This window comes from Actinomadura pelletieri DSM 43383 (genome assembly GCF_003634705.1).
Taxonomy (GTDB): domain Bacteria; phylum Actinomycetota; class Actinomycetes; order Streptosporangiales; family Streptosporangiaceae; genus Spirillospora; species Spirillospora pelletieri.
In genome coordinates this window covers 185,634-205,922 of record NZ_RBWU01000008.1, presented here as the reverse complement: position 1 = coordinate 205,922, position 20,289 = coordinate 185,634, and the positions used below count along the sequence as shown (strand labels likewise).

At 70.5% G+C, this 20,289-nt stretch carries 2 protein-coding genes; both read left to right on the top strand.

Translation table 11 applies throughout. The annotated features are described in order from the left end of the window. Positions 1-101: 101 nt before the first annotated feature. The gene (locus BZB76_RS36505) at positions 102-4,730 is read left to right on the top strand and encodes a type I polyketide synthase (RefSeq protein WP_121438120.1); all 4,629 of its coding nucleotides are present in this window, start codon (positions 102-104) and stop codon (positions 4,728-4,730) included. Between the two features lie 44 nt (positions 4,731-4,774). Beyond that, the gene (locus tag BZB76_RS36200; RefSeq protein WP_121438119.1) at positions 4,775-20,266 is read left to right on the top strand and encodes a type I polyketide synthase; all 15,492 of its coding nucleotides are present in this window, start codon (positions 4,775-4,777) and stop codon (positions 20,264-20,266) included. Positions 20,267-20,289: the final 23 nt, after the last annotated feature.

The window sequence follows — 20,289 nt, the reverse complement described above, 5'->3', positions numbered from 1 at the left end:
TGCAGGGAGAACCGGCGTCGCCCGCGGTCCGCGACCGGGCCGACGGCGGCGACGGGACCACCTGCCAGCCAGCGCGCCGAAGGCAGAGGGTCAGCACCGATATGAACAACGAGGACAGGCTCCGGCACTATCTCAAGCGGGTGACCGCCGAGCTGCATCAGGCCCGGCGGCGTCTCGCCGAGGTCGAGGACGGCGGCCCCGAGCCGATCGCCGTCGTCGGGATGGCGTGCCGCTACCCCGGCGGCGCCACCACCCCCGACCGGTTGTGGGACCTGGTCCGGGACGGCCGCGACGCGATCTCCGAATTTCCCGGCGATCGCGGCTGGGACCTCGACGCGCTCTACGACCCGGACCCGGACGCGACGGGAAAGAGCTACGCCCGCTCCGGTGGATTCCTCCACGACGCCGACCATTTCGACCCCGCGTTCTTCGGGATCGGCCCGCGTGAGGCCCTGGCCATCGACCCCCAGCAGCGGCTCCTTCTGGAGACCAGCTGGGAGAGCATCGAGCGGGCCGGGATCGCGCCCACCGCGCTGCGCGGCAGCCGCACCGGCGTCTTCACGGGCATCATGTACGGCGACTACGGGGCCCGCTTCGTCCATGAGGCACCGGAGGAGCTGGAAGTCCATCTGGGCATGGGCAGCGCGGGCAGCGTCGCGTCCGGGCGTATCTCGTACACCTTCGGGCTCGAAGGCCCGGCCGTGACCGTGGACACGGCCTGCTCGTCCTCACTGGTCGCCCTGCATCTGGCCGTCCAGTCGCTCCGCAACGACGAATGCGACATGGCGCTGGCCGGTGGCGTCAGCGTGATGGCGACCCCCTCCACCTTCATCGATTTCAGCCGCCAGCGCGGCCTGGCGGCCGACGGGCGCTGCAAGGCGTTCGGGGCCGGTGCGGACGGCACCGTCCTCGGCGAAGGCGTCGGCGTCCTGGTACTGGAGCGGTTGTCGGACGCGCAACGCAACGGCCACCCGATCCGGGCGGTCATCCGCGGATCCGCGGTCAACCAGGACGGCGCCAGCAGCCAACTGTCCGCCCCCAACGGCCCGTCGCAGCAGCGCGTCATCCGCGCCGCGCTGGCCAACGCCGGGCTGAGCGCCGCGGATGTCGACGCGGTGGAGGCGCACGGCACGGGGACCAGCCTCGGCGACCCCATCGAGGCGCAGGCGCTGCTCGCCACCTACGGGCAGGACCGGCCCGCCGACCGGCCGCTGTGGCTGGGATCGATCAAGTCGAACATCGGTCACGCGCAGGCGGCCGCCGGGGTCGCGGGCGTCATCAAGATGGTCGAGGCGATGACCCACGGGCTGCTGCCCCCGACCCTGCACGCCGACGAGCCGTCCCCGCACGTCGACTGGGCGACCGGCGACCTTTCCCTGCTGACGGAGCCCACTCCGTGGCCGGAAACCGGTCGGCCGCGCCGCGCCGCCGTGTCCTCCTTCGGGATCAGCGGCACCAACGCCCACGTCATCCTGGAACAGGCGCCCGAATCCGGCCCGCGACAACTCCCCGCCGAGACCGCCGCGCTGCCCTGGTTGCTGTCCGCGAAGACTCCCGCCGCGCTCGACGAACAGATCCAGCGCCTCCGGGACCACGTCACCGCCCGTCCCGACCTGCACCCGGCCGAAATCGCCTACACCTTGGCGACCGGCCGCAGCCACTTCGAGCACCGGGCCGCCCTCATCGGCGACGAACTCGTCCGTAACACCGCCACCGCGAGCGGCAAAACCGCGTTCCTGTTCTCCGGGCAGGGCTCCCAACGCGCCGGCATGGGCCGCGACCTTTATGACACCTATCCCGTCTTCGCTCAGGCTCTCGACGAGGTCTGCGCCCACTTCGACGAGCCGTTGCGCGACATCATGTTCGCCGACGACGACCCTCGCCTCCACCAGACGCAATACGCCCAACCGGCGCTGTTCGCGCTCGAAATCGCGCTCTACCGGCTCCTGGAGCACTGGGACGTCCGCCCCGACTATCTGGCCGGACATTCCGTCGGTGAAATCAGCGCCGCTCACGCCGCGGGTGTCCTGTCTCTTCCCGACGCCTGCACTCTGATCACGGCGCGGGGACGGCTCATGCAACAGGCCGACCCCACCGGCACCATGATCGCCATCCAGGCCACCGAGCAGGAGATCCAGCAGTCCCTGACCGATCAGATCTCCATCGCCGCCATCAACACGCCCAGCTCGATTGTGCTCTCCGGCGACCACGACCAACTCCAGCGCATCGCCGCCCACTGGCGCGACCAGGGCCGCAAGACCAAGCAACTACAGGTCAGTCACGCGTTCCACTCCCCACACATGGACCCTGTTCTCAAAGAGTTCCGGGAGACCGCGTCCGAACTGACCTACCACCCGCCGACCATCCCCGTGGTGTCCAACCTCACCGGACGCCTCGCCACGGACGAGCAACTGCGCTCACCCGCCTACTGGGCCGACCACCTCCGCCACACCGTCCGCTACGCCGACACCATCACCACCCTCCACGAACAAGGCGTCACCACCCACCTCGAACTCGGACCCGACACCACACTCACAGCCCTGACCCCTGACACCACACCCCTCCTCCAACAAGACCAACCCGAAACCCACACCCTCACCACCGCACTCGCCACCGCCCACACCCGCGGCACGAGCGTCAACTGGACCAAAATCCTCCCCACCACACCACCCGCCGACCTCCCCACCTACCCCTTCCAACACCGCCCCTACTGGCTCGACGGGCCCGCGAAGGTCACTCCCGGCTCGTCGATCGACCAGTGGCGCTACCGGGTGGCGTGGCGGGCGGCGGGTGACGCGGCGCCTCCCTCGTTGCGGGGAACCTGGCTGGTGGCGGTGCCTCGTGCCCACGCTCTCGACGCCTGGTCGAGCGGTTGTATGCGTGCGCTCGTCGAGCATGGCGCCCAGGCCGAGATGCTGATCGTGGAGACCGGCGAGGTCGACCGCGACTGGTTCGCCGACCGCATCCGTGCGGCGTCGGCGGACGGTACGGAGATCGCGGGAGTCCTCTCCCTGCTCGCCTGCGACGACGCTCCGCACGTCCGGTATCCGGCCGTGCCCACCGGCGTCGCCGCGACGCTCGCCCTCGCCCAGGCCGTGATCGACACGGGCATCGACGGCCCGTTGTGGTGCGCCACCCGTGGAGCGGTGGTGACCGGCCGGGACGATCCGCGGCCCCGGGCCGCCCAGGCCCAGATGTGGGGGCTCGGACGGGTGATCGCCCTCGAACATCCCAAGCGCTGGGGTGGGCTGATCGACCTTCCCGACACGGTCGACGACGGGGCGGTGCGGCACGTGGCGACCGCGCTCACCGGTGTCGGGGCCGAGGATCAGATCGCCGTGCGTCGCGGGGGCCGGTTCGTCCGGCGGCTGGTGCGTGCTCCGCTCCGGACCGGGTCCGCCGCCAAGGAGTGGCGTCCGACGGGAACGGTGCTCATCACCGGCGGCACCGGTGGTGTCGGCGCGCAGGTCGCCAGACGGCTCGCCGCCGAGGGCGCGGAGCATCTGGTGCTGGCGAGCCGCCGCGGCCCGGCGGCGCCCGGGGCCGCCGACCTGGAAGCGGAACTGGTCGCGCTGGGCGCCGGGGTGACCGTCGCGGCCTGCGACATGACCGACCGCGCGGCGGTGGCGGACCTGCTCGACCGCGTTCCCGCGGACCGCCCGCTGACGGCGGTGGTGCACGCGGCCGGGGTGGGGCGCCGGTTCCGCGCCGTCGCCGACACCGAACTCGACGAGTTCGCCGAGGTGATCGCCGGGAAGGTCGTCGGCGCGACCGTCCTGGACGAACTGCTGGGCGATCGGGAGCTGGACGCGTTCGTGCTGTTCTCGTCCAACGCGGGCGTGTGGGGAAGCGGCGGCAACGACGCCTACGCGGCCGGGAACGCGTTCCTGGACCATCTCGCCGAGCAGCGACGCAGCCGCGGCGCGACCGCCACGTCGATCGCGTGGGGCGCCTGGAAGGGCGACGGCATGATGTCCTCGGTCGAGGACATCGGCGAGTACATGCATCGCCGCGGCGTCCTCGAGATGCCGCCGGAGGACGCGACGACCGCGATGATCCAGGCGGTCGAGCACGACGAGACGTTCGTCGCCGTCGCCGACATCGACTGGGAACGGTTCGTGGTCGGCTTCACCTCGGGCCGGGTCAGCCCGCTCCTCCTGGAGATCCCCGAGGCACGGCGCGCGCTTCAGGACGAGAACACCGGGACCGGCGACGCGGCCTCGGTGGGATCGGCGCTGCGGGACCGGCTGTCGGGCCTCACGCCCGACGCACAGGCCGAACTCCTGCTGGAGACGGTGCGAGGCGACGCGGCGACGGTGCTGGGCTACTCGGCGGCCGACCAGATTCCACCCGACCGGCCGTTCAAGGATTCGGGTTTCGACTCGCTCATGGCGATCAAACTGCGGAACCGGCTCGCCGCATCGACGGGTCTTCGCCTGTCGTCCAGCCTCGTTTTCGACTATCCGACCCCATCGGCTCTGGCCGACCATCTGCTGCCCCTCATGGCGCCGGACGTGGTGACGGGTCCGCCGCCCGTGGTGGACGCACTTGACGCGCTGGAGAAGGCCATCTCGGAGTTGCCCGAGGAAAGCGGGTTCATCACCGAGGTCACCGACCGGCTCACGTCCGTTCTTCGCGGGCTCAGACGCGAACCGACCGACGTGGACATCGATTCGGCCACGGCGGATGAGATCTTCACGATCATCGATCAGCAATTGGGCAGTTCCTGACCGCCCGAAATTGTTTTCTGCATAGCACTGGAGAGAGCGGCCAAATGGCGGAGAACGACGAGAAGCTTCTCGCGTACCTCAAGCGTGTCACGGCGGACCTGCGTCAGACCCAGCGCCGCCTGGACGAGGCCGAGGCCGCGAGCCATGAGCCGATCGCCATCGTGGGGATGTCCTGCCGGTTCCCCGGCGGGGTCACCTCGCCCGAGGGCCTGTGGGAGCTGGTCGCCGAGGGCCGCGACGCGATCTCCGACTTTCCCGACGACCGCGGCTGGGACCTCGACGCGCTCTACGACCCGGACCCGGACGTGAAGGGCACGACGTACGCGCGCCGGGGTGGTTTCCTCCATGACGCGGGCGATTTCGACGCGGACTTCTTCGGTATCAGCCCACGCGAGGCCCTGGCCATGGATCCGCAACAGCGACTGCTGTTGGAGACCACGTGGGAGGCGCTGGAAAGGGCCGGGATCGAACCCGCCGCGCTGGCCGGTGACAACGTCGGCGTCTTCACCGGCATGGCCGGACAGGAATACGCCTCTCTCCGATACCCGGAGCCCGACGCCGACGGATATCTCTCTACCGGCGTCTCCTCGAGCATCGCGTCCGGCCGTATCGCCTACACGTTCGGGCTTGAAGGTCCGGCCGTGACCGTGGACACGGCCTGCTCGTCCTCGCTGGTCGCCCTGCACCTGGCCATCCAGTCGCTCCGCAACGGCGAGTGCGACATGGCGCTGGTCGGTGGCGTCACGGTGATGGCGACGCCGATCGTCTTCACCGAGTTCAGCAGGCAGCGTGGCCTGTCCCCCGACGGGCGCTGCAAGGCGTTCGGGGCCGGGGCCGACGGCGCGGGCTTCTCCGAAGGTGTCGGACTGCTGCTCGTCGAACGCCTGTCGGACGCGCAGCGCAACGGTCACCCGATCCGGGCGGTCATCCGCGGATCGGCCGTCAACCAGGACGGGGCCAGCAACGGCCTCACCGCCCCCAACGGCCCGTCCCAACAACGCGTCATCCGCGCCGCACTCGCCAACGCCCGCCTCACACCGGACGACATCGACGCCGTCGAAGCACACGGCACCGGCACCACCCTCGGCGACCCCATCGAAGCCCAAGCCCTCCTCGCCACCTACGGACAGAACCGCCCCACCGACCGGCCCCTACACCTCGGCTCCATCAAATCCAACATCGGCCACACCCAGGCCGCCGCCGGAGTCGCGGGCATCATCAAGATGGTCGAGAGCATCTCCCACGGGCTGCTGCCCGCGACGCTGCACGCGGACGAGCCCTCCCCGCACATCGACTGGGACGGCGGCAACCTCACCCTGCTGACCGAGCCCACCCCCTGGCCGGACGACACCGACCGGCCCCGCCGCGCCGCCGTGTCCTCCTTCGGGATCAGCGGCACCAACGCCCACCTCATCCTGGAACAGGCACCAGAACCCGCACCGCAACAGCCTCCCGCTGAATTCACGCCGCTGCCCTGGCTGCTGTCCGCCAAGACTCCCGCCGCGCTCGACGAACAGATCCAACGCCTCCGCGACCACGTCACCGCCCGTCCCGACCTGGACCCGGCCGGAATCGCCTACACCCTGGCCACCACCCGCACCCACTTCGAACACCGCGCCGCCCTCATCGGCGACCAACTCATCCGCAACACCACCGGCGGCGGCAAGACCGCATTTCTGTTCTCCGGGCAGGGCTCCCAACGCCCCGGCATGGGCCACGACCTCTACAAGGCCTTCCCCGTTTTCGCCCAGGCCTTCGACGAGGTGTGCGCCCACTTTGACCAGCCGTTGCGCGACATCATGTTCGCCGACGACGACCCCCGCCTCCACCAAACCCAACACGCCCAGCCCGCGCTGTTCGCCCTCGAAATCGCCCTCTACCGGCTCTTGGAGCATTGGGGCGTCCGTCCCGAGTACTTGGCCGGGCACTCCCTGGGCGAAATCACCGCCGCTCATGCCGCCGGTGTCCTGTCCCTGGCTGACGCCTGCACCTTGATCGCGGCCAGGGGACGGCTCATGCAGCAGGCCGACCCCACCGGCACCATGATCGCCATCCAGGCCACCGAACAAGAAATCGAGCAATTCCTTACCGACCAGGTCTCCATCGCGGCCATCAACACCCCGACCTCGATCGTCATCTCCGGCGACCACGACCAACTCCAGACCATCGCCGCCCACTGGCGCGACCAAGGCCGCAAGACCAAACAGCTAGAGGTCAGTCACGCGTTCCACTCCCCACATATGGACCCCGTCCTCGAAGAGTTTCGAGAGATCGCCTCTGCCCTGACCTATCACCAGCCGACCATCCCGGTCGTGTCGAACCTCACCGGGCATATGGCCACGTCCGACCAACTCACCGCACCCGACTACTGGGTGGACCACATTCGCGGCACCGTCCGGTTCGACGACGGCATCGGCACCCTCCACGAAGAAAACGTCACCCGATACCTCGAACTCGGACCCGACGCCACCCTCACCACCCTCGCCACCGACCGACTCCCCGCCGATTCCACTCTGATCCCGCTCCTGCACCACGACCGACCCGAACCGCAAGCACTCATCACCGCCATCTCCACCGCCCACACTCACGGCATCCGGGTCGACTGGACCGAAGTCCTTCCCGCCACACAGTCCGTCGACCTCCCCACGTACCCCTTCCAGCACCGCCCCTACTGGCTCAAGGCCTCACCGGCCGCCAGTCCGGGCGGGCTCGGTCAGGGCACGTCGGAGCACCCGATGGTCAAGGCGGTCGTGGACGTTCCAGACGGCGGGGGATGGATCTTCACCGGCCGGATCTCCCTCGACACCCACCCGTGGCTTGCCGATCACACCGTCCACGACACCACCCTCTTTCCCGGCACCGCCTTCGCCGACCTGGCCGTCCACGCCGCACATCACACAGGCTGCGACCAGGTTCAGGACCTCACTCTGGAGGCTCCTCTCGTCCTGGCCGATCGCGGAGCGGTACACGTACAGGTCACCGTCGGCGGTGAAGGCGAACCAGGGCAGCGAACCGTATCGATCCATTCGCGGCCTGCGGACGCCGAACTCGACGCGGAGTGGACGCGGCATGCGATCGGCGTGCTCGGTTCGGAGCCGGCGGCGGGCTCTCTCGGCGTGGACACCCGACCACCTGACGGAGCATCTCCTGTCGATCTAAATGACTTCTACTCCCGTCTGGAGGACATCGGGCTCAGCTATGGCCCGGCCTTCCAAGGGCTGAAGTCTGCCTGGCGGAACGGCGACGACATCTACGCCGAGATCGCCCTGCCCGACAACCTGGACGTCACCGGTTTCGGCATCCATCCCGCGCTTCTGGATGCCGTCTTCCATCCGCTGGTGGTTGACGCACAGCCGGAAGACATCCGCGTGCCTTTCGCATGGAGCGGCGTCAGTCTGCACGCGTCGGGCGCTTCAACGTTGCGTGTGCGGCTGACCCCCACCGACACCGACACCATCGCCCTCACCGCCACCGACACCACCGGCGCACCCGTCATCACCATCGACGCCCTCACCGTCCGCCCCATCAACACCCACCACCTCCCCCAAACCACCAACCACCTCTACCAACTGAACTGGACCCCACACCCCACCCCGACCCAACCCGCACCGCAGACACTCCAGACCGCGTCACCCGGCACCGTCCACGAAGCACTCACCACCATCCAGGACGCCCTCACCCAAGACACCTCCCTCGTCATCACCACCCACAACGCCATCAGCATCAACAACCAACAAGCCCCCGACCTCACCGCCGCCGCCATCTGGGGCCTGGCCCGCACCGCACAGAACGAACACCCCAACCGAATCACCCTCATCGACACCGACGACACCGATGCGTCCCGTGAGGTCCTCCCGCACGCCCTGGCCACCGGCGAACCCCAACTCGCCATCCGCGATGGACACCTCTACACCCCGCGCCTCACCACCACCGAACCGCCGACCGAACCAGCACCGTCGTTCGACCCGGACGGCACCGTCCTGATCACCGGCGGCACCGGCACCCTCGGCGCCCTCATCACCCGCCACCTCATCACCACCCACGGCGCCCGGCACCTCCTCCTCACCAGCCGCCGGGGGCCCGACGCCCCAGGCGCCACCGACCTCCAACACCAACTCGAAGAACTCGGCGCGCACGTCACCATCACCGCCTGCGACGCCGCCGACCAAGACGCACTTGCCGAACTCCTCGACACCATCCCGGCCGAACACCCACTCACCGCCGTCATCCACACCGCCGGGGTCCTCGACGACGCCACCATCACCAGCCTCACACCCGAACAGCTCGACACCGTCCTGCGTCCCAAAGCCGACGCCGCGTGGAACCTGCACCACCTCACCAGGCACACCGAACTATCGGCGTTCGTGCTGTTCTCCTCCGTCGCGGGCGTTCTGGGCAACCCGGGCCAGGCCAACTACGCCGCAGCCAACACCTACCTCGACGCCCTCGCCGCACACCGACACGCCAACGGGCAACCCGCGCACTCCCTCGCCTGGGGACTCTGGGATCAGACCAGCGGTATGACCGGTCACCTCACCCAGGCCGACCAGTCGCGATTCGGTCGCGGTGGCGTCACCGCGCTGGGCACCGAGGAGGCCCTGGCGCTCTTCGACGCCGCGCTTCGAATGCCGGACGCCCCCTTCCTGGTGCCTGCCCGTTTCACCACGTCGGTGCTGCGGCGCCAGGCCGAGTCGGGAACGCTTCCCGCGCCTCTGCGGGGTCTGGTGCGTGTGCCGATCCGGCGGGCCGCGGTGTCGGGGCAGCCGGGGGGTTCGCTGGTCGAGGCGTTGTCCGGGGCGAGTGCGGACGAGCAGCGGCAGCGGCTCCTCGAACTGGTGCGCGGGCAGATCGCCGCCGTCCAGGGGCATGACTCTCCAGGCGGTATCGACCCCGACCGTCCTTTCCAGGACCTCGGCTTCGACTCCCTCACGGCGGTCGAGCTGCGTAATCAGCTCGCGGGTGCCACCGGTCAGCGGCTGTCCGCCACGCTCGTCTTCGATCACCCGACGCCGCGCACGCTGGCGGACCATCTGCATTCTCTGCTGTTCGGCGGGGACGCCTCGGCCACGGTTCGCCGTGCCGGTGCCGCCGTCGACGAGCCGATCGCGATCGTCGGCATGGCGTGCCGTTTTCCCGGCGGGGTGGCGTCCCCGTCGGACCTGTGGCGGCTGGTGGCCGACGGGACGGACGCCATCTCCGGCTTCCCGCGCAACCGCGGCTGGGACGTCGACGACCTGTACGACCCGGATCCCGAGGCGATCGGCAAGACCTACACCAGGACCGGCGGGTTCCTGTACGACGCCGACCATTTCGACCCCGGGTTCTTCGGCATCAGCCCGCGTGAGGCGTTCGCGATCGACCCGCAGCAGCGGCTGCTGCTGGAGACGACGTGGGAGGCGGTGGAGCGGGCCGGGATCACGCCCGACGAACTCCATGGCAGCAGCACCGGCGTCTTCACCGGGATCATGTACGGCGACTACGGGGGTCGGCTGCTGGACCGGGTGCCCGACGGGTTCGAGGGATACATCGGGACGGGCAGCTCCTACAGCATCGCCTCGGGCCGCATCGCCTACTCGTTCGGGCTGGTGGGCCCGGCGGTGACGATCGACACGGCGTGCTCGTCGTCTCTCGTCGCGCTGCATCTGGCCGCTCAGGCGCTCCGCAACGGGGAATGCGATCTGGCGCTCGCCGGTGGCGCGACGGTGATGGCCACGCCGAGCCCGTTCGTCGAGCTGAGCCGGCAGGGCGCGCTCTCCCCGGACGGGCGTTGCAAGTCGTTCTCGGCCGCCGCGGACGGCGCGGGCTGGGGCGAGGGCGCGGGGATGATCCTGCTGGAGCGTGTGTCGGACGCGCGGCGCAATGGCCACCCGATTCTGGCGATCGTCCGCGGTTCGGCGGTCAACCAGGACGGGGCCAGCAACGGCCTGACCGCCCCCAACGGCCCGTCCCAGCAGCGCGTCATCCGGCAGGCGCTGGCGAACGCGCGCCTCACGCCGGACGAGGTCGACGCCGTCGAGGCGCACGGCACGGGCACGGCGCTCGGCGACCCCATCGAAGCCCAAGCACTGCTCGCCACCTACGGGCAGGACCGCCCCGACGACCGGCCCCTGCACCTCGGCTCGATCAAATCCAACATCGGCCACACCCAGGCCGCCGCCGGAGTCGCGGGCATCATCAAAATGGTCGAGAGCATCTCTCACGGGCTGCTGCCCGCGACGCTGCACGCCGACGAGCCGTCCCCGCACATCGACTGGAACTCCGGCAACGTCAAGCTTCTCACCGAGGCCGTGCCCTGGCCGCGGGCCGACCGGCCCCGCCGCGCGGCGGTGTCGTCGTTCGGGATCAGCGGCACCAACGCCCACCTCATCCTCGAACAGGCGTCCGGCTCCTCGAACACCCCCGCCGGCACCGAACCCGCCCCCGACACGGCCGTGCGTCCCTGGGTGCTTTCGGCCAAGACGGACGAGGCCCTCCGCGACCAGGCCGAGCGGCTCCGGACCCACCTGACGGACGCGGCGGCCCCGGCGCTGCTGGACGTGGCGTACTCGCTGGCCACGACCCGTTCCCATCATGACCACCGAGCCGTGGTCGGCGGCGACCGGGAGGAGCTGCTCGCGGGGCTGACCGCGTTGAGCGAGGGAGAACCCGCACCGAACGTGACGCTGGGACGCGCCCGCCCGGGAAGGACGGTGTTCGTCTTCCCCGGCCAGGGGTCGCAGTGGCCGGACATGGCGGTCCGGCTCATGGAAGCCTTCCCGGTCTTCCTGGAGCAGGCGGAGGCCTGCGACCGGGCTTTCCGCGCCCACCAGGACTGGTCGGTCCTGGACGTGCTCAACCGGCGCCCCGACGCTCCGCCCCTCGACCGGGTGGACGTCGTCCAGCCGGTCCTGTTCACGATGATGGTCTCCCTGGCCCGTCTGTGGCGCTCCCACGGAGTCCACCCCGACGCCGTCGTCGGCCACTCCCAGGGCGAGGTCGCCGCCGCCTACATCGCGGGGGCGCTCACCCTCGACGACGCCGTCCGCGTCATCGCCCTGAGGTCGCAGGCCTGGTTGCGGCTCGCCGGACAGGGCGGCATGCTCAGCGTCGCCCTCGACGCCGAGCAGGTCGCCGCCCATCTGGAGCCGTGGCGGGACCGCCTTTCGATCGCGGCCGTCAACAGCCCGACGAGCGCGACCGTCGCCGGCGACCCCGGCGCCCTCCAGGAGTTGGCCGCCCGCCTCACCGACCACGGCATCCGGAACCGGATCATTCCCGGGATCGACACCGCCGGGCATTCCCCGCAGGTGGACGTCTTCCACGACCATCTGCTCGACATTCTCAGCCCCATCGTCCCCGGCCCGGCCGAGATCCCCTTCTACTCCACCGTCACCGGGAACGTCCTCGACACCACCGGCCTCGACGCCGCGTACTGGTACCGCAACATGCGGGAGCCGGTGCGTTTCCACGAGGCGACCGCCGCGCTCCTCGCCACCGGCCACACCACGTTCGTCGAGGTCGGCCCGCATCCGCTCCTGTCGGGGTCCATGCAGGAGACGATCAACGAGACGGACGCGGAGGCCGTCGTGCTGGGCACGCTGCGCCGCGACGAGGGCGCCGCGGAGCGTTTCCTCCTCTCGCTCGCGCAGGCGCACGTCCACGGGATCGACGTCGACTGGGAACGGGCCTTCGCCGGGACTGGCGCACGCGCCGTCGAACTGCCCACGTACGCGTTCCAGCACGAGCCGTTCTGGCTGGACGCCATGGCCGGCAGGTCGGACGTCGCCGCGGCCGGGCTCGACCCGTCGGACCACCCGCTGCTCGGTGCCGCGACCGGGCTGCCGGACGAGGGCCATCTGTTCAGTGGGCGGATCTCCCTCGCCGAGCAGCCATGGCTCGCCGACCACGCCGTCGCGGGCACGGTCCTGTTCCCCGGCACGGCCTTCGTCGAACTCGCGCTGCACGCCGCGACCCAGACGGGCGGAGGCGACCTGGAGGACCTCACCCTGGAGGCTCCGCTCGTCCTGCCCGAGCAGGGCGCCGTCCAGCTTCAGGTGCTCACCGGTCCTCGGGACGACACCGGGCACCGTTCCCTCATCATCCGCGCCCGCACGATGGACGCGGACGGCGGCGACGGCGACCCGCCGTGGACACGGCACGCGACCGGCACGCTCGGGCCCGCGTCCCCCGAACCGACCGGCACCGGCGGGACGTGGCCGGTCAAGGGAGCCGCCCCCGTCGACCTGGCCGACGCCTACCCTCGCCTGCACGACGCAGGTCTCGAATACGGGCCGGCCTTCCAGGGCCTCCGGGCCGCATGGCGGCACGGAGACGACCTCTACGCGGAGGTCGCCCTCCCGGAGGAGCAGCACACCGAGGCCGACCGTTTCCACCTCCACCCGGCCCTGCTCGACGCCGTCCTCCACATCCTGGCGATCGACGGGCTGACCAAGCAGGACGGCGGCGACGACACGCTGTTGCTGCCGTTCTCCTGGAAGGGGGTCGGCCTCCACGCCGTCGGCGCCACCGAACTACGGGCGCACCTGTCCCCCACGGACGGCGGCGTCACCCTGACCATCGCCGACGGCACCGGCGCCCACCTGGCCACCATCGAGACGCTGGCGGTCCGGGCGATCGACCCGGGCAGGCTTCCGGCCCTGCGCACCCGCCGTCACAACTCCCTGTTCCAGGTCGACTGGCCCGCCCTCCCCGTCCCCGGCGGCCCACCCACGGTCGACCGTGTGGCGGTCATCGGCGGGGACGCAGACCTGGCCGGCAGTGGATACGGGACGGGCACCACCATCACCGTCCACGACGACCTGACCCACCTGCGCGACGGCCTCACCGGCGACACGGTCCCGGACGTGATCCTGGCCGAGTGCGCCACCACCGACACCGACGCGGATCCGGTGGATCCGGTGGCGGGCACACGCGTCACCGCCCATCGCGTGCTCGGCCTCGTCCAGGAGTTCCTGGCCGACGACCGGCTCACCGACACCCGCCTGGCCGTGGTGACCCGCGGCGCCGTGGCCGCCGGTGACGGCGAAGACGTCCGCGACCTCGCCGCGTCCTCGGTGTGGGGGCTGGTGCGGTCGGCGCAGACCGAGAACCCCGGCCGGTTCGTCCTGATCGACTCGGACGACCGGCAGGACGCCGGGACGGCGGCCGTGGCCACGGCCCTCGCGACCGGCGAACCCCAGATCGCGGTGCGCGACGGCGTGCTCCGCGCGGCCCGCCTGGCCCGCGCGACCGCCACCGACCCGGCCGAGTCCGGTGGTCTCGACCCCGCGGGCACCGTACTGATCACCGGCGGCACCGGCACCCTCGGCGGTCTCCTGGCGCGGCACCTCGTCACCCGGCACGGCGTCCGGCATCTGCTGCTCACCAGCCGCCGCGGCCGCCTGTCCCCCGGCGCCGACGACCTGCACGCCGAGCTGTCGGAGCTGGGCGCCGACATCACCATCGCCGCCTGCGACGCCGCCGACCGGGAGGCGCTGGCGGAGCTGCTCGACGGCGTTCCCGACGACCGTCCGCTCACCGCCGTCGTCCATGCGGCCGGAACGCTCGACGACGGCGTCGTCGGCTCGCTCACCCCCGACCGGTTCGACACCGTGCTGCGCCCCAAGGTCGACGCCGCGTGGAACCTGCACCATCTCACCAGGGACCACGACCTCGCCGCGTTCGTGCTGTTCTCGTCCGCCGCCGGTGTCCTCGGCGGGCCGGGCCAGGCCAACTACGCCGCCGCCAACACCCACCTCGACGCCCTCGCCGCCCACCGCGCCGCCCGGGGACTGCCCGGCCTCTCCCTCGCCTGGGGATTCTGGGCCGAGGTCAGCGGCATGACGGGCACGCTCGACCACACCGACCAGGCCAGGATCAGCCGCAACGGCCTCACCGCCCTGCCGTCCGAACAGGGCCTGGCCCTGTTCGACGCCGCGCTGGCCGCCGGGGGCCGCGGACTGTTCGTGCCCGCCCGGCTGGACCTCGCCGCCCTGCGCGGCATGGCCACCGCCGGGACACTGCCCGCGATCCTGCGCGGACTCGTCGCACCGGCCGCGCGCCGCGCCGACCAGGCGACGCGGCCCCTGCACGACCGGTTGACCGGGCTGGACGCCGCCGAACAGCACCAGATCCTGCTCGACCTCGTGAACACCCACGTCGCCGGGGTCCTCGGCCACACCGCAACGGCCGCCACCGACCCGGAACGCGCGTTCCAGGACCTCGGCTTCGACTCCCTCACGGCCGTCGAGCTGCGCAACCGGCTCAGCGCCGCCGCCGGCATCCGGCTCCCGGCCACCCTCGTCTTCGACCATCCCAACCCTCGCGCGCTCGCCGCCGAACTGTGCGCGCGACTGCTCGACGAGATCCCGGCCGTGCCGGTCGTCCAGGCCGGACCCGACACCGGCGACCCGATCGCGATCGTGGCGATGGCCTGCCGGTATCCCGGCGGGGTGCGGTCCCCAGAGCAACTGTGGGAGCTGGTCGCCGAGGGCCGCGACGCCATCTCCGACTTCCCCGACAACCGTGGCTGGGACGTCGACTCTCTCTACGACCCCGACCCTGACGCATCCGGGAAGAGCTACACGCGCAGCGGCGGATTCCTCTACGACGCCGACCGGTTCGACGCCGACTTCTTCGGCATCAGCCCCCGCGAAGCCCTGGCCATCGACCCCCAACAACGCCTCCTCCTGGAGACCGCCTGGGAGACGTTCGAACGCGCCGGGCTCGACCCCGGCACGCTGCGCGGCAGCCGCACCGGGGTGTTCACGGGCATCATGTACAACGACTACGCCGGTCGTCTGCTGAACCAGATCCCCAAGGGCTTCGAGGGGCAGATCGGCACCGGGGGCTCCAACAGCGTCGCCTCCGGCCGTATCTCCTACACCTTCGGGCTCGAGGGTCCCGCGGTCGCGATCGACACGGCCTGCTCCTCGTCGCTGGTCGCCCTCCATCAGGCGGCCCAGGCCCTGCGCAACGGCGAATGCGACCTGGCGCTCGCCGGTGGCGTCACCGTCCTGGCCACCCCGATTCTCTTCACCGAGTTCAGCAGGCAGCGCGGCCTGTCCCCCGACGGGCGCTGCAAGGCGTTCGGGGCCGGGGCCGACGGCGCGGGCTTCTCCGAAGGCGTCGGACTGCTCCTGGTCGAACGCCTGTCGGACGCGCAGCGCAACGGGCACCCCGTCCTGGCGGTGCTACGCGGGTCGGCGATCAACCAGGACGGTGCCAGCAACGGGCTGACCGCCCCCAACGGTCCGTCCCAGCAACGCGTCATCCGGGCCGCCCTGGCCAACGCCGGATTGAGCGCCGCCGAGGTCGATGCGGTGGAAGCCCACGGCACCGGCACCAGCCTCGGCGACCCCATCGAGGCACAGGCTCTCTCGGCCACCTACGGGCAGGAACGGCCCGACGACCAGCCGCTCTGGCTCGGGTCGATCAAGTCGAACATCGGGCACACCCAGGCCGCCGCCGGGGTCGCGGGCGTCATCAAGATGGTCGAGGCGATGAACCATGGGCTGCTACCCGCGACCTTGCACGCGGACGAGCCCTCTCCGCACATCGACTGGGACAGCGGCAACCTCTCCCTGCTGACCGAGCCCACTCCTTGGCCGGACGGCACCGACCGGCCCCGCCGAGCGGCGGTGTCCTCCTTCGGGATCAGCGGCACCAACGCCCACCTCATCCTGGAACAGGCACCGCCCGTCCAGGACGACGACAGCGAACGTCCCGCCGACCCCGAGGTACTGCCCTGGCTGTTCTCCGCCAAGACCGAGGACGCCCTGGACGCTCACATCCAGCGGGTACGCGACCACATCACGGCCCGTCCAGAGCTGAGCCTCGCCGACATCGCCTACTCGCTGGCGACCGCCCGGGCTCACCACGACCATCGCGCCGCCATCGTTGGCGACCTGTTCGCAACCGACGAACCGAGCCGCGCCACCGTCGCACGAGGGAAGACCGCGTTCCTGTTCTCCGGGCAGGGCTCCCAACGTCCCGGCATGGGCCGCGACCTTTATGACACCTATCCCGTCTTCGCTCAGGCTCTCGACGAGGTGTGCGCCCACTTCGATGAGCCATTGCGCGACATCATGTTGGCCGACGACGACCCCCGTCTTCACCAAACCCAGTACGCCCAGCCCGCACTGTTCGCCCTCGAAATCGCGCTCTACCGGCTCTTGGAGCATTGGGGTGTTCGTCCCGATTACCTGGCCGGGCACTCCCTAGGCGAAATCAGCGCCGCCCATGCCGCCGGTGTCCTGTCCCTGCCGGACGCCTGCACCCTCATCGCGGCGCGGGGACGGCTCATGCAACAGGCCGACCCCACCGGCACCATGATCGCCATCCAGGCCACCGAACAAGAAATTCAGGACACTCTCACCGACCAGGTCTCCATCGCGGCCATCAACACCCCGACTTCACTCGTCATCTCCGGCGATCAGGAACAACTCCAGCGCATCGCCGCCCACTGGCGCGACCAGGGCCGCAAGACCAAACAGCTTCAGGTCAGCCACGCGTTCCACTCCCCTCACATGGACCCCGTCCTGGACGAGTTCCGGGAGATCGCGTCCAAACTGGCCTACCACCCACCGGCCATCCCCGTCGTCTCCAACCTCACCGGCAAGATCGCCACGGACGAGCAACTCTGCTCGCCCGACTACTGGACCGACCACATCCGCGGCACCGTCCGGTTCGACGACGGCATCGGGACCCTCCACAAAGAAGGCGTCACCCGATGCCTCGAACTCGGACCCGACGCCACCCTCACCACCCTCGCCACCGACCGACTCCCCGCCGAGTCCGCTCTGATCCCGCTCCTGCACCACGACCGACCGGAACCGCAAACGCTCGTCACCGCCCTCTCGACCGCTCACGTTCACGGCATCCGGGTCGATTGGGAGGCGTACTTCGCCCCCACCGGAGCACGGCTTACCGCGCTGCCCACCTATCCGTTCCAGCGCCAGTCCTACTGGCTCGACCCGCCTGTCGGCACCGGCGATGTCGCCAGCGCTGGACTCGACGCCACCGACGGTCATCCGCTGCTGGCCGCGGCGGTCGAGCTGCCGGACGGGCAGGGCACGCTGTTCACGGGTCGCCTGTCCTCACAGACCCATCCCTGGCTCGCCGACCACGTCGTTCACGGCTCGGTCATGCTGCCCGGGACCGCCTTCGTCGAACTAGCCCTGCACGCCGCACACCACACCGGGTGCGGCCAGGTTCAGGACCTCACCCTGGAGGCGCCTCTCGTCGTCCCCGCGCAGGGAGCGGTACAGCTACGCGTGACGGTCGGGGCCGCTGGGGAGACCGGCGCCAGGCCGTTGACCGTCCACTCCCGGCCGGTCGCCACCGAAGACGGCGACGGGGACTGGACACGCCATGCCCAAGGGCTGCTCGATCCCGAACCGCCGGCCGATCCAGCCGTTCCGCCGCCCGCGCGTCCCTCGGACGCGACACCCCTCAGCGTCGAGGACCTGCACGCCCGCTTCGAGGACTTGAGCGTCGCCTATGGTCCGGCTTTCCAAGGGCTGGAGGCAGCCTGGCGGCACGGCGACGACCTCTATGCCGAGATCGCCCTGCCCGACAACCTGGACGTCACCGGTTTCGGCATCCACCCGGCGCTTCTCGACGCCGTCCTCCATCCCCTCGCCTCGCTTGCCGAGGACGACACCACCCGGCTCCCCTTCTCGTGGAGCGGCGTCAGTCTGCACGCGTCGGGTGCTTCAACGTTGCGTGTGCGGCTGACCCCCACCGACACCGACAGCATCGCCCTCACCGCCACCGACACCACCGGCACACCCGTCATCACCATCGACGCCCTCACCGTCCGCCCCATCAACACCCACCACCTCCCCCAAACCACCAACCACCTCTACCGACTGGACTGGACCCCACACCCCACGCCGACCCAACCCGCACCGCAGACATTCCAGACCGCGTCACCCGGCACCGTCCACGAAGCACTCACCACCATTCAGGACGCCCTCAGCCAAGACACCTCCCTCGTCATCACCACCCACAACGCCATCAGCATCGACGATCAGGAAGCCCCCGATCTCACCGCCGCCGCGATCTGGGGCCTGGTCCGCACCGCACAGAACGAACATCCCAGCCGGTTCGTCCTCATCGACACCGACGACACCGCCACGCTCGACGCCGCCATCGCCACCGGCGAACCCCAACTCGCCATCCGCGATGGACACCTCTACACCCCACGCCTCACCCAGATCCCACCGTCCACCACCACACAGCCGGCCTTCGACCCGGACGGCACCGTCCTGATCACCGGCGGCACCGGCACCCTCGGCGCCCTCGTCGCCCGCCACCTCGTCACCACCCACGGCGCCCGGCACCTGCTGCTCGTCAGCCGCCGGGGGCTCGACGCGCCCGGCGCCACCGACCTGCAACGCCAACTTGAAGACCTCGGCGCGCACGTCACCATCACCGCCTGCGACGCCGCCGACCAAGACGCACTCGCCAAACTGCTCGACACCATCCCGGCCGAGCACCCGCTCACCGCCGTCGTCCACACCGCCGGAGTCCTGGACGACGCCACCATCACCACCCTCACCCCCGAGCAACTCGACACCGTGCTCAGGCCAAAGGCAGACGCCGCCTGGAACCTGCACCACCTCACCCAGCACACCGAACTATCGGCGTTCGTGCTGTTCTCCTCCGCCGCAGGCATCCTCGGCAGCCCAGGCCAGGCCAACTACGCCGCAGCCAACACCTACCTCGACGCACTCGCCGCACACCGACACGCCAACGGCCAACCCGCCCACTCCCTCGCCTGGGGACTCTGGGACCAAACCGGCGGCATGACCGGCCAACTCACGCACACCGACCAGACTCGCCTGGCTCGCAACGGGCTGCTCCCGCTCAGCGCGCGACAAGGACTCGACCTCTTCGACGCCGCCCTTCGGAGTCAGGACGCACCGCTGACGTTGCTCGCCCGATTCAGTCTCGCGGCGTTGCGCGGCCAAGCGTCCGAGGGCACGCTTCCGGCTCCCCTGCGCGGACTGGTCCGCGCGCCCAACGGCCGTCACCGGCAGTCGGCGCGATCTCTTGTGCAGCGCCTGAGCGGGCTGGACGAGGCGGAGCGGCACCGGACGATGCTCGATCTGGTTCGCACGCACATCGCCACGGTTCTCGGCCATGGCGCTCCCGGTGGCATCGACGCCGAGCGTCCCTTCCAGGACCTCGGTTTCGACTCCCTCACCGCCGTGGAACTCCGCAACCGGCTCAACGCCGCCACCGGTCAGCGGCTCCCGGCGACCCTCGTCTTCGACTACCCCACGCCCCAAGCCCTGGCGGAGGTGCTCCTCGAACGGCTCGTCCCCGAGGGAACGGCGGCCGCGGGCGACGGTGATGCCGAACTTCGGGAGGCCATCGCGTCCGTTCCACTGTCCCGGCTCCGCGAAGCGGGCCTCCTGGAAAGTCTGCTGCGGCTGGCGGGTCTTGAGACGAGCCCTCCGCCACCGCCCGAGGAAGACCAGACGGACGCGATCAGAACAGCGGACGCCGACGCCCTGGTCGCCAGGGCACTCGCGAACCGGGACTCCTGATGCGACCGACACGACGCAAAGCG

Bases quoted from the DNA above. Each gene is read 5' to 3' on its own strand.
- BZB76_RS36505 (WP_121438120.1), top strand. From the start codon at position 102: ATGAACAACGAGGACAGGCTCCGGCACTATCTCAAGCGGGTGACCGCC.
- BZB76_RS36200 (WP_121438119.1), top strand. From the start codon at position 4,775: ATGGCGGAGAACGACGAGAAGCTTCTCGCGTACCTCAAGCGTGTCACG.